The sequence below is a fragment of the Thioalkalivibrio sp. AKL6 genome, assembly GCF_000376905.1.
In the GTDB taxonomy this organism is placed as follows: Bacteria; Pseudomonadota; Gammaproteobacteria; order Ectothiorhodospirales; family Ectothiorhodospiraceae; genus Thioalkalivibrio; species Thioalkalivibrio versutus.
Window position 1 is genome coordinate 1 of record NZ_AQXS01000008.1, and the last position, 15,346, is coordinate 15,346.

13 protein-coding genes and 3 tRNA genes are annotated in these 15,346 nt (G+C 65.5%); 6 read left to right on the forward strand and 10 right to left on the reverse strand.

Features of this window, described 5'->3' with window-relative positions:
- The 4 genes from D575_RS0103085 to D575_RS0103100 all read right to left on the reverse strand — a co-directional run.
- Positions 1–622 (reverse strand): GTP-binding protein (locus D575_RS0103085; RefSeq protein WP_018144448.1); only part of this gene is annotated, 622 nt, incomplete at its 3' end.
- 66 nt (positions 623–688) lie between these two features.
- A tRNA-Thr gene (locus tag D575_RS0103090) sits at positions 689–764 on the reverse strand.
- 44 nt (positions 765–808) lie between these two features.
- A tRNA-Gly gene (locus D575_RS0103095) sits at positions 809–882 on the reverse strand.
- A 57-nt stretch (positions 883–939) separates the two neighbouring features.
- A tRNA-Tyr gene (locus D575_RS0103100) sits at positions 940–1,024 on the reverse strand.
- A 218-nt stretch (positions 1,025–1,242) separates the two neighbouring features.
- Between D575_RS0103100 and pilB the strand changes: the two genes are divergently transcribed.
- The 5 genes from pilB to zapD are packed head-to-tail and all read left to right on the forward strand — an operon-like array spanning position 1,243 to position 6,567.
- Entirely contained in the window at positions 1,243–2,961 is a 1,719-nt protein-coding gene (gene pilB, locus D575_RS0103105; protein WP_018144449.1) for a type IV-A pilus assembly ATPase PilB, read from the forward strand.
- Between the two features lie 43 nt (positions 2,962–3,004).
- Positions 3,005–4,216: a type II secretion system F family protein gene (locus D575_RS0103110; protein WP_018144450.1), complete on the forward strand. Its 1,212-nt coding sequence runs from the start codon at positions 3,005–3,007 to the stop codon at positions 4,214–4,216.
- A 3-nt stretch (positions 4,217–4,219) separates the two neighbouring features.
- Entirely contained in the window at positions 4,220–5,083 is an 864-nt protein-coding gene (locus tag D575_RS0103115) for an A24 family peptidase (protein ID WP_018144451.1), read from the forward strand.
- Positions 5,084–5,092: 9 nt separating this feature from the next.
- Entirely contained in the window at positions 5,093–5,737 is a 645-nt protein-coding gene (coaE, locus tag D575_RS0103120) for a dephospho-CoA kinase (RefSeq protein WP_018144452.1), read from the forward strand.
- Positions 5,738–5,796: 59 nt separating this feature from the next.
- Positions 5,797–6,567: a cell division protein ZapD gene (gene zapD / locus D575_RS0103125; RefSeq protein WP_018144453.1), complete on the forward strand. Its 771-nt coding sequence runs from the start codon at positions 5,797–5,799 to the stop codon at positions 6,565–6,567.
- Between the two features lie 32 nt (positions 6,568–6,599).
- Here the strand turns inward: zapD and D575_RS0103130 are convergent, their stop codons facing one another.
- The 4 genes from D575_RS0103130 to D575_RS0103145 form a co-directional block, all read right to left on the reverse strand.
- Positions 6,600–7,574: a Nudix family hydrolase gene (locus D575_RS0103130; RefSeq protein ID WP_018144454.1), complete on the reverse strand. Its 975-nt coding sequence runs from the start codon at positions 7,572–7,574 to the stop codon at positions 6,600–6,602.
- Positions 7,555–8,766: a bifunctional glutamate N-acetyltransferase/amino-acid acetyltransferase ArgJ gene (argJ, locus tag D575_RS0103135; protein ID WP_018144455.1), complete on the reverse strand. Its 1,212-nt coding sequence runs from the start codon at positions 8,764–8,766 to the stop codon at positions 7,555–7,557. The genes D575_RS0103130 and argJ overlap by 20 nt, the downstream gene beginning before the upstream one ends.
- A 15-nt stretch (positions 8,767–8,781) precedes the next feature.
- Positions 8,782–11,580: a preprotein translocase subunit SecA gene (secA, locus tag D575_RS0103140; protein WP_018144456.1), complete on the reverse strand. Its 2,799-nt coding sequence runs from the start codon at positions 11,578–11,580 to the stop codon at positions 8,782–8,784.
- A gap of 137 nt (positions 11,581–11,717) precedes the next feature.
- Positions 11,718–12,608, reverse strand: coding sequence for a M23 family metallopeptidase (locus D575_RS0103145; protein ID WP_026182028.1), 891 nt, complete (start codon positions 12,606–12,608; stop codon positions 11,718–11,720).
- Positions 12,609–12,653: 45 nt separating this feature from the next.
- On the opposite strand from D575_RS0103145, the gene D575_RS0103150 reads away from it, so the two are divergent.
- A complete protein-coding gene (locus tag D575_RS0103150; RefSeq protein WP_018144458.1) occupies positions 12,654–13,091 on the forward strand; it encodes a DciA family protein in 438 nt (145 codons plus the stop codon).
- Positions 13,092–13,127: 36 nt separating this feature from the next.
- On the opposite strand, the gene lpxC is transcribed toward D575_RS0103150, so the two are convergent.
- Both lpxC and ftsZ read right to left on the reverse strand, forming a co-directional pair.
- Positions 13,128–14,048, reverse strand: coding sequence for a UDP-3-O-acyl-N-acetylglucosamine deacetylase (gene lpxC / locus D575_RS0103155; protein WP_231362625.1), 921 nt, complete (start codon positions 14,046–14,048; stop codon positions 13,128–13,130).
- Positions 14,049–14,172: 124 nt separating this feature from the next.
- Complete coding sequence (ftsZ, locus tag D575_RS0103160; protein WP_018144460.1) at positions 14,173–15,330, reverse strand: cell division protein FtsZ; 1,158 nt, start codon at positions 15,328–15,330, stop codon at positions 14,173–14,175.
- Positions 15,331–15,346 lie beyond the last annotated feature (16 nt).

A 15,346-nucleotide genomic window follows, 5' to 3' on the forward strand; every position in this document is an offset into this window, starting at 1 on the left:
CACGCTCCGGCTCCGGAATCCAGGTGTCCATCGCCTCGACCAGCTTGTAGATCGCCGGGGCGCCCACTTCGCTCTCGTCACCTTCCAGCGCCTTCAGCGCGGAACCGGTGATGACCGGGGTGTCGTCACCCGGGAAGTCGTACGAGGACAGCAGGTCGCGTACTTCCATCTCGACCAGCTCCAGTAGCTCCGGATCATCGACCATGTCGGCCTTGTTCAGGAACACCACGATGTACGGAACACCGACCTGACGCGCCAGCAGGATGTGCTCGCGGGTCTGCGGCATCGGGCCATCGGCCGCCGACACCACCAGGATCGCGCCATCCATCTGCGCCGCACCCGTGATCATGTTCTTCACGTAGTCCGCGTGACCGGGGCAATCAACGTGCGCATAGTGACGAAGGTCGGATTCGTACTCGACGTGCGCGGTCGCAATCGTAATACCGCGGGCCTTCTCTTCCGGCGCGTTGTCGATCTGGTCAAATGCACGGGCTTCACTCCCGTACTTCTTACCCAGCACCGCCGTCATCGCCGCCGTCAGCGTCGTTTTCCCATGGTCCACATGACCAATCGTACCCACATTCACATGCGGCTTCTTACGCTCGAACTTTTCCTTGGACATCTCTCGCTTCCCCGGATCGTGACGCTAAAACTCAACAGCGACGCAGGTTGTACGCTGACATTAATATGGAGCTCATGACCGGATTCGAACCGGTGACCTCTTCCTTACCAAGGAAGTGCTCTACCGACTGAGCTACATGAGCCGAACTACCGCCAGGGCCTCGCCCGACATCGTGCGGGCCAAATCTGGAGCGGGTGATGGGGATCGAACCCACATCATCAGCTTGGAAGGCTGAGGTTCTACCATTGAACTACACCCGCAGAACCCTGGCTTGCCGCACCACCGTCCGCTTCTGGCCGCTGGCTTGAAAAACCCGATGGTGGAGGGAGGAGGATTCGAACCTCCGAAGGCTGAGCCAGCAGATTTACAGTCTGCCCCCGTTGACCGCTTGGGTATCCCTCCTCGATCAAGCCGCGTATTCTGAACCAGCGCGAAGCACAGCGTCAAGCACCCGCTGAATTACCCCTCAAGGGGGGCGAACAACAGCCTTGTCATTTGCAGGGTTGATTCCTATGATCGGAGCTCAGCAAGGGGCTCTCGCTGCCTGGCAGCGCGTTTCCCTTCCGCCGCGGACGCACGTAGAGTGTGGCCCATCACTAGGTTTGTATACGCAGAGGCCCATGGCGAATACCACTACGGCACCGCGGCTACCCGGGCTGGCGAAGCGCCTGGTCGAGGCCGGCCTGATCGCGGAGGACATCGCCTCCCAGCTGGTCGAGGAAGCCCAGTCCCAGCAGACGCCGCTGATGACCCTGCTGGCCAGCAAGGGCCAGGTGGCGGAAGCCCGCCTGGTCGAGGCTGCCGCCGAGGAGTTCGGACTCCCGGTATTCGACCTGGGGAGCTTCGATGCGGAACTGCTGCCCAAGGATCACCTCAACGAGAAGCTGATCCAGAAGCACCACGCCCTGCCACTGATGGCACGCGGCAATCGCCTCTACATCGGCGTCTCCGACCCGACCAACCTGGGCGCCACCGACGAGTTCAAGTTCGCCACCGGCATGCCCGTCGAGGCCGTCCTGGTCGAGCCACACAAGCTCGACCGCCTGATCGACACGGCACTGAGTGCCACTTCGTCCCTGATGGACGACCTTGGCGACGACGGCCTCGACGGGCTGGCGATCGAATCCGGCGGGGAGGATGACAAGGATCCCTCCGACACCGCCGAGGGCGCAGATGACGCCCCGGTGGTGCGCTTCGTCAACAAGGTCCTGATGGACGCCATCAATCGCAAGGCGTCGGATATCCATCTCGAGCCCTTCGAGAAGGACTTCCGCGTGCGCTTCCGCATTGACGGAGTGCTGCACGAGGTCGCCCACCCACCCAATTCCCTGGCGCCGCGCATCACTGCGCGCGTCAAGGTGATGTCGCGCATGGACATCGCCGAACGCCGCGTGCCGCAGGACGGGCGCATCAAGCTGAAGCTGTCGCGCACCCGCGCGATCGATTTTCGTGTCTCGTCCCTGCCGACGCTTTACGGCGAGAAGATCGTGATGCGCATCCTGGATCCCAGCAGCGCGGCGATGGGCATCGATCAGCTGGGGTACGAGGAACATCAGAAGGAAGCCTACCTCAAGGCGCTCAGCCGCCCGTACGGCATGATCCTGGTCACTGGCCCCACCGGGTCGGGGAAGACCGTGTCGCTGTACACCGGGCTCGGCATCCTGAACACCGCCGACCGCAACATCTCCACTGCGGAAGACCCGTCGGAAATCAATATGCCCGGGGTCAACCAGGTCAACATCAACCCGAAGGTGGGTCTGACCTTTGCCAGCGCGCTGCGCGCGTTCCTGCGCCAGGACCCGGACGTGATCATGGTTGGCGAAATCCGCGACCTGGAAACCGCCGAGATCTCCATCAAGGCGGCCCAGACCGGTCACCTTGTGCTTTCCACGCTGCATACCAACGACGCCCCGCAGACGCTCACCCGTCTGGCCAACATGGGCGTGCCACCGTACAACATCGCCTCCTCGATCCTGCTGATCATTGCCCAGCGGCTGGCGCGGCGGTTGTGCCCGAACTGCAAGGAACCGGAAAAGCTCCCGGAAGAGGCGCTGCGCAAGGAAGGCTTTACCGACGCCGACATCCAGACCGGTGTGGTCTCCTATCGCGCGGTGGGCTGCGACCAATGCACCAACGGCTACAAGGGCCGGCTGGGGATCTACCAGGTCATGCCCATCAGCGACGACATGCAGCGCGGCATCCTGGAGGGTTACAACTCCATGCAGCTCGCGGAACAAGCGGAAAAGGAAGGCATCGAGGACCTGCGACGCGCCGGCCTCGTGAAAGTAATGGCGGGGCTGACCAGCCTCGAGGAAGTCAATCGCGTGACCAAGGACTAGTGCCGCAACCGGCACGGGTCACCAGCTACAGGGGGACAGGGGGATGGCCGACTCCGGGACGATCTACACCTGGGAAGGACTGAACAAGAACGGCGCCCGGATCAAGGGCGAGACTCCGGCCGACAACGAGGCCACGGCCCGTGCCGAGCTGCGCAAGAATGGCATCAACGTCATCAAGATCCGCAAGAAGCCAAAGTCGCTTCTCTCCGGCGGAAAGAAGAAGGTCGTCCCCGCGGACATCGCCTACTTCCTGCGCCAGATGACCACGATGCTGGAGTCCGGCGTGCCACTGGTGCAGGCCTTCGAGATCGTCGGCCGCGGGAACGAGAAGCCCGCGATGCGCGATCTGGTCCTGAAACTGAAGGCAGACGTCGAGGGCGGCGAGACGTTTGCCCAGGCCCTGTCCAAGCACCCGAGACATTTCGACGACCTGGTCACCAATCTGGTCGAGGCCGGCGAGCAGGCGGGGACACTCGAGACCCTGCTGGACAAGGTCGCCACCTACAAGGAAAAGACCGAGGCCCTGAAGGGCAAGATCAAGAAGGCCCTGTTCTATCCGGCCGCGGTGGTCGTGGTGGCCATCGTGGTGACCGCGATCCTGCTGATCTACGTGGTCCCGCAGTTCGAGGCCTTGTTTACCGGCTTCGGTGCCGACCTCCCCGTATTCACCCGCATGGTGGTCGACCTCTCGGAGTTCACCCAGAGCTGGTGGTGGGCCATCCTCGGGGTCATGGTCGCCATCGGGTTCGTCTTCGTTCAGGCCCGGCGGCGGCTGCCACGCTTCGCCCGTTTCCTCGACATCATGGTCCTCAAGGCCCCGGCTTTTGGCCCGATCCTGCGCAAGGCCGCCATCGCCCGCTTTGCGCGAACGCTGTCGACCATGTTCTCCGCCGGGGTCCCGCTGGTGGATGCCCTGACCTCGGTCTCCGGCGCCACCGGCAACGCCGTCTACCGAGAAGCCACTCTGCGCATGCGCGACGAGACCGAGGCCGGCGGCCAATTGCAGTGGTCCATGCGCAATACCGCCGTGTTCCCCAACATGGTGGTGCAGATGGTCGCGATTGGCGAGGAGTCCGGCTCGCTGGATTCAATGCTGTCGAAAGTCGCGGATTTCTACGAGGAAGAGGTCGACAACGCCGTGGACAGCCTGTCCAGCCTGCTGGAACCGCTGATCATGGTGGTCCTCGGCGTGCTGGTCGGCGGCCTGGTCATCGCCATGTACCTGCCCATCTTCCAGATGGGTCAGGTGATCTAGGGGATGCTGGCCGAGATCGGAGCCCAACTGGGCGGCTGGGCACTGCCGGTTGCCGGGGTGTTCGGGCTGCTGATCGGCAGCTTCCTGAACGTGGTGATCGCGCGCCTCCCGGTGATGCTGGAACGCGAGTGGGAGACCGAGGCGCGCGCGATCCTCGAGCACGCGCCGAACGACGAGCGCGAGCGATTCGACCTGATCCGCCCGCGCTCGCGCTGCCCGCAATGCCAGCGCCCGATCCGGGCGCTGGAAAATGTGCCCGTTCTCAGCTTCCTGTTCCTGCGCGGTCGCTGCCCCGGGTGTGGCACCCGCATCAGCTGGCAGTATCCCGCAGTGGAGGCACTCACCGCGCTGCTCTTCGTGGTAACGGTCTGGCACCTGGGCCCCGGTAGCGCCGGGCTGCTGGCGCTGGTCTTCACGGCCGTACTGATCGCCGCCTCCGGGATCGATGCCCGTACGACGCTACTCCCCGATCAGCTCACCCTGCCGCTTTTGTGGCTCGGGCTGCTGGTCAACATCCCCGGTACCTTCACCGACCTGCAATCCGCCGTGATCGGTGCTGCGGCCGGTTACCTGACCTTGTGGCTGATCTTCCACGGCTTCCGCCTGCTGACCGGCAAGGAGGGCATGGGCTTCGGTGACTTCAAACTGCTGGCGGCGCTGGGCGCGTGGCTCGGCTGGCAGGCGCTGCCGATCATCCTGCTACTGGCCTCACTGGTCGGCGCGGTGGTCGGGATCGCGCTGATCCTGCTGCGCGGGCGCGATCGCAACATCCCGATCCCGTTCGGACCCTTTCTCGCCGCCGCCGGGTGGCTCGCCCTGATCTGGGGCGACGAGCTGCTGGCCCTCTACTTCCCGCAAGGGTTTTAGGCGAACGTCATGCTGCGGGTCGGACTCACCGGGGGGATCGGCTGCGGCAAGAGTCGCGTTGCAGGGCTCTTCGCCAGCCTCGGGGCACCGGTACTGGATGCCGACACCCTGAACCGCGAACTCCAGACGCCGGGACACGATCTCTACGCGGCCATCGTGGACCGCTTTGGCCCCGGCATACTCGATGCCCGTGGCCACCTGGACCGCGGCGCCTTGCGCACCCGGATCTTTACCGACCCGGCCGAACGCCAGGCCCTGGAGGCACTGGTTCACCCGGCGGTGGAGGCCGCTATCGAACAACGCCTGGCCGCGCTACCAGAGACCACACCCTATGCCGTGATCGTGGTGCCCCTGCTGTTCGAGGCCGGCTGGGAGGCGCGTTTCGATCACGTCATCGTGGTCCATTGCGAGCCCGGCGAACAGATCGCACGCGTGACCCAGCGGGATGGCCGCAGCAGCGCCGAGGTGGAGGCCATCCTCGAGGTCCAGATGAACCCGGACGAGCGCCGCCGACGCGGGGACAGCGAGATCCTCAATACCGAACAGATGTCCGATGCCGAACTGGCGAACCAGGTAGCAGAACGCGACACTGCCCTGCGCGAGCTGGCCACCACCATCCGCTCGCGGGTGGAAAACCGCCCCCCGAATAGCTGATACTGCGGAAATTCCTGGACCAGCATGCGCCTCCAGTCCTCCTGCCCAACGGGTCCGTCGTGAGCCAATCCCTGACCTTTGAACAACCGCTGCATGAACGTGTACGCCTCCTGCTGCGGCTGGAGGCCCTGAACGCACGCTTCGGGGATGCACTGGAGTCCGGGCGGGCCTTCGATCATCACGAGGCCCTGGTCTCGCTGGTGGACATCTATGCCCTGGTCACCCGGGTAGACATCAAGCGCGAACTGATGGGCGAGATCGAGCGCCAGACGGTCAACCTGACCCGACTGGCCAACCAGCCGGGCATCGATGCCGATCGCTTTCGCGAGACCATGGATGCACAGAAGCGGCTGCACGATGCCCTGGAGGAACAGGCCGGCGCGCTCGATCACCGCGTGCGCGGCAGCGAGTTTTTCTCCAGCGTGCGCCAGCGCATGGCCCTGCCCGGCGGGGCGTTCGACTTCGACCTGCCGATCTACCACTACTGGCTGGCCCAGCCGAACCAGGCGCGCACCGAACTTCTGCTGGAATGGTTCCAACCGCTGAACACCGTGGCCGAGGCGACCGCCCAGGTACTGCGCTACATGCGCCACTCGGGCAACGCGGAGCCGGTGACGGCCGAGGACGGGTACTTCGAGCGCAATCTCGATACCGCCCACGCGTGGCAACTGATCCGGGTGACGATAGACCCCGCTCTGGGGGTCTACCCGGAAATCAGCGGCGGGCGCCAGCGCTTCACTGTGCGTTTCTTCGCCCCCGGCGATTTCCGCGAACGCCCCGCACCGGCCCATGTCGACGTGCCGTTCCGGCTCTGCTGCTGCGCGATCTGAGGCAGGGCCCTGGGCGCCTGGGAGGCCCGGATTCAGCCCAGCAAGCCCCGAATGGCCGCAATACCCTGCGCCCCGGCCGCCCGCGCCCGGGGCAGGCTGACGGCAGACATCCCGCCGAGCGCATAGACCGGCAGCGCCGCACCCCGCACCCAGTCCGCGAAATGCCCCCAGCCCAGCGCCTCGGCACCGGGATGCGTCGCGGTCGCCTGCACCGGCCCCAGCACCACGAAATCCAGCCCCAGGGCCGCCGCCCGCTCGAGACCGGCACGGTCGTGAACCGAGGCGGCCACCCAGCCAGCGGACGCCGGACGCGCATCCAGCTCGCGCCAACGCCGCTCGGGCAGATGCAACCCCACCCGCGGAAAATCCGCCAGCCAATCCGGTGGCGCATTCGCCAGGACCGGGATGCCCAGGGCATCGGCGGGCCCTGTGATCGCCGCGAGAAAGTCGCAATAGTCGACCCGGCCCAAGTCCGGCGCACGCACCTGAACCATGTCAGCCTGGCCCGCACGCAGGGCCTGGGTTACTCGGCCGGCGATGGCAGCGGCCTGCGCGGCGTCGTCCGGTGACGGTGTGATCAGATAACGCTCGGGCAGGCGCAAGACGTTGAGCATCGCGCGATTCGCCGCCGGGAAATCTGCGGGGTCCAGGTCCACCGGGACACGCCACGCCATAGGCTGGGCCTCGCGGCCACGGGGCGCACCCGACCAGGCCGTGACGCGGAACACATGCAGACGAACCGCGCGCTCCCCATAATCGTGCTCGATCGTCAGACACTGCACCGCCGAATCGACGCCGATGCCAAGCTCCTCGTCGAGTTCGCGCTGCAGGGCCACCGTGGGGGATTCGCCGCTCTCGACCTTGCCCCCGGGAAACTCCCACAGCCCGGCCAGGTGTTGTGCGTCCCTGCGACGCGTAACCAGCACGCGACCCTGGTTGTCGCGGATCAGTCCGATCGCGACCTCGACCGGAGGGGAAGACGCCGGCTCAGGACCGGTATTCGGCATTGATGCGCACGTACTCGTGGGAGAAGTCGCAGGTGTACTTGCGCGTCCGTGCGTCACCCCGGCCCAGATCGATCCGGATGTGGATCTCCTCGGCGTCGAAGGCACGCTGGCCGGCGGCCTCGGCGTATTCCGGGGCACGCCCGCCGTCGCGGACAATCTCGACGTCATTCACACGGATCGCCACGCGCTCGATCTCCAGATCCGGCACCCCGGCGCGCCCCACGGCGGCGAGGATGCGGCCCCAATTGGGATCGGAGGCGAACAGCGCAGTCTTGACCAGCGGGGACAGCGCGACGGTCTCGGCGACCTGCGCCGCCTCCTCACGCGACCGCGCACCCACCACCTCGACGGTCACGAACTTGGTGGCACCCTCGCCATCCCGGACGATCGCCTGGGCCAGCTCCAGGCAGACCGCGTCCAGAGCCGCGGCAAAGGCGACCCGGTCGTCCGCTGTGACGAGCCCCGCCCCACTCGCGCCACTGGCCATCACCGCCACGGCGTCGTTTGTGGAGGTATCCCCGTCCACGGTGATCGCGTTGAAGCTGTCGCGATTGGCCTCGCGCAGCAGACCGTCCAGCGCCTGCGCCTCGATGGCAAGGTCGGTCCCGATAAACGCCAGCATGGTCGCCATGTCGGGGTGGATCATCCCCGAACCCTTGGCGATACCGGTCAGGGTCACCTCGCCCTGCGACAGTGCGACCCGACGGCTGACACCCTTGAGCACGGTGTCAGTGGTCATGATCGCGCGTCCCGCCTGCATCCAGGCATTGGGCGCCAGGCCCGCGTGCAGCACGGGCAGCGCCGCGATGATGCGTTCCACCGGCAGCGGCTCGCCAATCACCCCGGTGGAAAATGGCAGGACTGCCTCCGCCGGGCCGCCCGTAACCGCGGCCAGGGCCTCGCAGCAGGCGCGCGCGGCGGCGAGCCCGGGCTCGCCGGTCCCGGCATTGGCATTACCGGCGTTGATCAGCAGCCAGCGTGCCCCGCCCGCTGCCTGGTGCTCCGCGGCAACCACGACCGGCGCGGCGCGAAAGGCATTGTTGGTATAAAGCGCCGCAACGGTCGCATCGGGGCCGGCATCGATCAATACCAGATCGTCGCGCCCGGGATAGCGAATCCCTGCCGCGACCGCGGCCACGCGAATCCCCGGTACCGGTTGCAGCGCCTCCGGGGCGGTCAGTCCTACGGCCATGGGCTCAGTGTCTCCCTACAGCTTGCCGTGGCAGTGCTTGAACTTCTTGCCCGAGCCACACCAGCAGGGCTCGTTGCGGCCCAGCTTGGGCTCGTCGCGTCGGTAGGGGGCCTCGCCGCTCGCAACCGGTTCGCGCGGCTCGGCGTCGCCTTCGGCTCCAGCCTTCAGGGGGCTGTCGGGGTTCTGGTGCTGGAACTGCAGATCATCCTCGGCGAGGGCCGCCTTCTTCGGCTGCAATGCCTCGACCTCCTCCGGTGAGCGCAATTGCATGCGCAGCAGGAATTTCACCACGTCGTGCTTGATGCGTTCCAGCAGGGACTGGAACATCGCGAAGGCTTCCTTCTTGTACTCCTGCTTCGGATTGCGCTGGGCGTAGCCGCGCAGCCCGATGCCCTGGCGCAGGTAGTCCATCGCCGCCAGGTGTTCCTTCCACTGGCTGTCCAGGACCTGCAGCATCACGTCGCGCTGCAGGCGGTTCATGGTCTCGTCACCCAGCTGCTCGCGCTTCCGGGTCAGCAGCGCGCGGGCATGCCCGATGATCCGCTCGCGCAACGGCTCCTCGTGCAGGTCGTCCTCGTCGTCCAGCCACTGCTGGACCGGAAGGTCGAGCCCGAACTCGCCGTTCAGGGCCTGCTGCAGGCCCTGGATGTCCCATTCGTCCTCGATCGATCCCGGCGGCATGTACGGGTTGATCAGGGCGTTGACCACATCCTCCACCAAGGTGTCGATGGTTTCGCTGATGTCCTCGGTGGTCAGCAATTCGGCACGCTGGTCGTAGATCACCCGGCGCTGATCATTGGCGACGTCGTCGTATTCCAGCAGCTGCTTGCGGATATCGAAGTTATGCGCCTCGACCTTGCGCTGCGCGTTCTCGATGGCGCGCGAGACCCAGGCGTTCTCGATCGCCTCGCCCTCCTTCATGCCCAGGCGTTGCATCAGGCTGCGCACACGCTCGGATGCAAACACCCGCATCAGGTTGTCTTCCAGCGACAGGAAGAAGCGGCTGGAGCCCGCGTCACCCTGGCGGCCGGAGCGCCCGCGCAACTGGTTGTCGATCCGCCGCGACTCATGGCGTTCGGAGCCAATGATGTGCAGACCACCGGCCTCGATCACCGTGTCATGGCGCTCCTGCCAGTCGGTCCGGATCGCCTCCTGCTGGGCAGTGTCGTCCGGGTCGACTTCGGCCAGTTCGGCATCCAGCGCCCCCCCCAGCACGATATCGGTACCACGGCCGGCCATGTTGGTTGCCAGCGTCACCGCCTTCGGGCGCCCCGCCTGGGCGATGATCGCGGCCTCGCGCTCATGCTGCTTGGCGTTCAACACCTCGAACGAGATCCCGGTCTTCTTCAGCGCTTCAGCCAGCCGCTCGGAACTCTCCACCGAGGCCGTCCCCACCAGGACCGGTTGACCGCGATCCACGCACCACTGGATCTCCTTGATGATGGCGGTGTACTTCTCCTCCTGGGTCAGGAAGACCAAGTCCTGCATGTCGTCGCGCACCAGCGGCTTGTTGCCGGGGATCACGACCACTTCCAGGCCATAGATGGTCTGGAACTCGTAGGCCTCGGTATCGGCCGTACCGGTCATGCCTGCGAGCTTCTCGTACAGGCGGAAATAGTTCTGGAAGGTGATCGACGCCAGCGTCTGATTCTCGCGCTGGATCGGAACCCCTTCCTTGGCCTCGATCGCCTGGTGCAGTCCCTCCGACCAGCGCCGGCCACCCATGATGCGGCCGGTAAACTCGTCGATGATCTGGACCTTGTTGTCGCGTACCAGATAGTCGACGTCGCGGTGGAACAGCGCGTGGGCACGCAGGGCCGCATTCAGGTGATGCAGTACCGCGATGCTCGCAGAGTCGTACAGGGTCTGGTACTCCTCCAGCAAGCCGGCCTGGCGCAGGAGTTCCTCGGCCTTCTCGTGACCCTCCTCGCTGAGGAAGACCTGCTTGGCCTTCTCGTCGACGAAGTAGTCACCCTCGCTCTCCTCGTCTTCCTGACGGGTCAGCTGGGCCGGGATGGTGTTCAGCCGTTCGTAGAGCTCGGAGCTGTCGCCGCTGGGGCCGGAGATGATCAGCGGGGTCCGCGCCTCGTCAATGAGGATGGAGTCGACCTCGTCGACCACCGCAAAGTTGAGTGCGCGCTGCACGCGCTGATCGGCCGAGAAGGCCATGTTGTCGCGCAGATAGTCGAAGCCGAACTCGTTGTTCGTGCCGTAGGTAATATCGGCGGCATAGGCCTCGCGCCGGGTCGCCGGACGCATCTGATCGAACCCGCCTTCTTCTGCGTGATACTCCGGGTCAAAGAGATAGGAGGCGGAATCCACCCCCAGACCGCCGGAGCTATTGACCACGCCGACCGTCAGACCCAATGCGTGGTAGAGCCGCCCCATCCAGGCCGCATCGCGGCGGGCCAGGTAGTCGTTCACCGTCACCACATGCACGCCGTCGCCGGCCAATGCATTGAGATAGGCAGGCAGGGTCGCGACCAGGGTCTTGCCCTCACCGGTGCGCATCTCGGCAATGCGACCGTCGTTGAGAACCATACCGCCGATCAACTGGACGTCGAAGTGGCGCAGCCCCAGGACCTGGGCACTCATCGCGCGACAGACCGCGAAGGCCTCCGGCAGGAGCTTCTCCAGATTCTCGCCCTCGCCCAGGCGGCGCTGGAATTCCTGTGTCTTGTGACGCAGCTCGTCCTGCGACAACGCCTCGGTGGAGTCGGCCAGGGCATTGATGCGCTCCACCGCGCGGGTGTAGCGCTTGAGGATGCGATCGTTGCGACTACCGAATATCTTCTGTACGAGCTGCTTGACCATGGGGATCCGAAAGGGTTGGCTGAAACCCGGCTAGGATAAACGATCCGCCAGGGAAACGCTGTGGCCAGTGGCCCACCCGCGTAGAAGAGACGCGCAGCCGGTCATGCCCCTGCGGGGCCGAGAAGGACCGCGGAGGGTCAGTCCCGATCCTGGAGAAAATGATAGGGATTCAGGGCCTGGCCGGCGTCGACCACCTCGTAGTGCAGGTGGGTATCGGTCGCGCGACCGGTGCGCCCCATCTTCGCGATCACCTCGCCAGCCTCCACGCGCTGCCCGGGCTCGACCAGGATTTCCGCGTTGTGCGCGTAGCGCGTATTCAAGCCGCCGCCGTGCGCGATCTCGACGAGCTTGCCGTAGCTGCTCCGGCGGCCCGCGAATACCACCAGGCCGCCGCCCGCGGCGCGGATGTCCGAGCCGGGCCGCCCGGCAAAATCCATCCCCGAGTGGAAGCGGCGGTTCCCGGTGAACGGGTCTTCGCGATAACCAAACGCCGAGCTAATCCAGGCGTCATCCTCCACCGGGCGAAACTGCGGGGACAGGGCCTCGCGAGCCGCCTCCTGGCGTAGCTCGGAACCTACCGTCTCCACGGCGGCGCTGCGACGACCCAGCAGGTGCTCCAGCGCCAGCAAGCGGTCATGGATCTCCAGCGGAGAACCCGGTCCGTCCAGCAGCGGGCCGCCCTGGCCGCCAACTTCCGGCTCCAACGCGGCCACGTCCAGCCCCAGGGAGTCGCCAACCGAGCGGAGGCGCAGATCCACCCGCGTCAGCTGGCGTTCCAGCGCGACCACACGGTCCACCAGGTAATTCAAACCTTCACGTGCTGCCTCGCGTTCAGCCGTCTCCACCACGACCGGATCCAGCGTGTTGGCGACCGGGATCCTGACCACCTCGCGCTGGCTTTGCCCCGCCAGGTAGGCGGTCACAACCGCCGCCATCACCAGCAGCATGAGCAGGGCGCCCGCCAGCGCCACGCCCCACAACGGAAGACGCGCACAAAGACCATCCGGACGTAGTACGATCAGCTGCATGCGATTCCTCTCACTTCTTCCGCCGCGGACTGCCGGAGGCCCTCGATGACGCCGCAGCGGATTACCCGCTTCATCGCCCGCGACTTTTCCGCGCACTCCAGCCGCGACCGCGGCGTGGAACGCGCCCTCGAGGGACTCGTCGGCAACGCCCTGCAGGCGGACCGACTGGCGTTCACCCTGCGCGAGGACACCCTGGTCGCAATCTGCGCGAACCGCGGGCTGGCCACCGAACTGCGCTTCCAGCAGCGCGAACTGCTCAAGACCTTGCGTGCCGCGGGCTTCGAGGGCATCGAACAGATACGTATCCGGCTGACCAACACCCCACGCCCCCCCCAGCCCACCACGCGACTGGAGCGCCGCGAGATCCCGGATGCGGCCCGCCGCATCCTGGCCGATACCGCCAGCAGCATCCAGGACCCCGGGCTGGCCGGCGCCCTCGAACGTCTCGCCCGGGCGGCCAGGCCGTCACCGAAGCGCGACTGACCTACCTCATCCTGGAACACGTGTTCCAGGGTGAGGTCAGCCCGCTGGAGTGGGCGCCAGCTGACCGAAAGAGATCGGCAGGCGTTCGCTCGGGTCCTCGAAGGTCACCTTCTCCCAGGCGGTCTCGTCGGCCAGGAGCTGACGGATCAGCTGGTTGTTCAGCGCATGCCCGGACTTGTGGCCAGTGAACGCACCGATCAGGCTGTGACCGAGCAGGTACAGGTCCCCGACCACGTCGAGGATCTTGTGCTTGACCAGTTCGTTGTCGTAGCGCAGCCCGTTTTCGTTGAGGATCTTGTAGTCATCGAGGACCACGGCGTTGTCCAGGCTGCCGCCCAGCGCCAGCTGATTCGCCCGCAGGGCCTCGATGTCGCGCATGAACCCGAAGGTCCGGGCACGCGAGACCTCCTTCACGAAGGAGGTGGACGAGAAATCCAGCTCTGCGCGCTGGCTTCCGTCGGTAAACATCGGGTGTTCGAAATCGATACAGAAACCGACCTTGAACCCCTCGTAAGGATCAAAGCGCACCCACTTGTCGTCCTCGCGGACTTCCACGCTGCGCTTGACCCGAATGAATTCCTTGGGCGCGTCCTGCTCCTTCAGCCCGGCGGACTGCAGCAGAAACACGAAGGGACCGGCACTGCCGTCCATGATGGGCACCTCGGCGGCGCTCACATCGACATGCAGGTTGTCGATTCCCAATCCGGCAATGGCCGAGAGCAAATGCTCCACGGTCGAAACCCGGACGTCTCCATTGACCAGCGTGGTGGACAGCCGCGTGTCGCCGACATTGTCGGCACAGGCGCGAATCTCCACGGACGGATCAAGATCGCAGCGATGGAACACAATCCCGGTATTCACCGGAGCCGGACGCAGGGTCAGCACCACCTTTTCTCCGGTATGCAGTCCCACTCCGGTCGCCCGAATGCTGTTCTTGAGCGTTCTTTGCCTGATCAACGAATTGAGCCTCTCTCTTCCAGGAGAGCGCATAAGGGGAGCCCGGGCCCTCCCGGGCTCCTCATGCACACAACGATTACCGCATTATTGCAGGATTCCGCTCGCCCTGCATGTACAGCCGCTCTCAGTCGGCTTGTTTACGCAGGAAGGCCGGAATATCCAGCACATCAATGCCTTGCTGCTGATTGTAGTCGACCGCCAGGTTGTCACCGCCGCGACGCTTGACGGTCGGCTGGTCGAGGTCGACTTCGACATCGGAGCCGACGGCCCTCTTCGGTTGGGCATCGACCACTCGCACCTGCGGCCGTTCGGACTGCGTCGCTGGCGCGCCAAGCCCCGTGGCCACCAAGGTCACCCGCAGCTCGTCGGTCATCTCGGGGTCGATGACCGTCCCGACCACGACATTGGCATCTTCCGAGGCCAGGGCCTTCACCGCCTCGCCGACTTCCTCGAATTCGCCGATCCCGACATCCATGCCACCGGTCACGTTCACCAGGATGCCACGGGCACCGGAGATGTCGATGTCCTCCAGCAAGGGGCTGGCGATCGCCGCTTCGGCGGCCTCGCGCGCACGATCCTCGCCGGTGCCGGTGCCGGTGCCCATCATCGCCATGCCCATCTCGCGCATCACATTGCGCACGTCGGCAAAGTCGACGTTGATCAGACCCGGACGGGTGATCAGCTCGGCGATGCCCTGCACCGCGCCGAACAGCACGTCGTTGGCGGCCTTGAAGGCATCCAGCAGCGTGGTGTTCTTGCCCAGCACCGTCAGCAGCTTCTCGTTGGGGATGGTAATCAGGGAATCGACCTGTTCGGTCAGCGCCTTGATCCCGGACATCGCAACCTGCATGCGGCGCTTGCCCTCGAACGGGAACGGCTTGGTGACCACCGCGACCGTCAGGATGTTCATCTCCTTGGCGATCTGCGCCACCACCGGCGCGGCGCCGGTACCCGTGCCACCACCCATGCCGGCGGTGATGAAGACCATGTCGGCCCCCTGCAACAGGTCCTGAATGCGTTCGCGGTCCTCCAGTGCAGCCTCGCGACCGACCGACGGATCCGCCCCGGCCCCCAGGCCCTTGGTGATGTCGCCGCCCAGTTGCAGCAGCGTCTTGGAATCCAGGCTCTTCAAAGCCTGGGCATCGGTGTTGGCACAGATGAAATCGACGCCTTCCAGCTGCGAGTTGACCATGTGCTGCACGGCGTTGCCGCCGCCGCCCCCAACGCCGACGACCTTGATCGTCGCGTTCTGGCTATAGGTGTCCATCAGTTCGAACGTCATGATTGCGTCCTCTCGT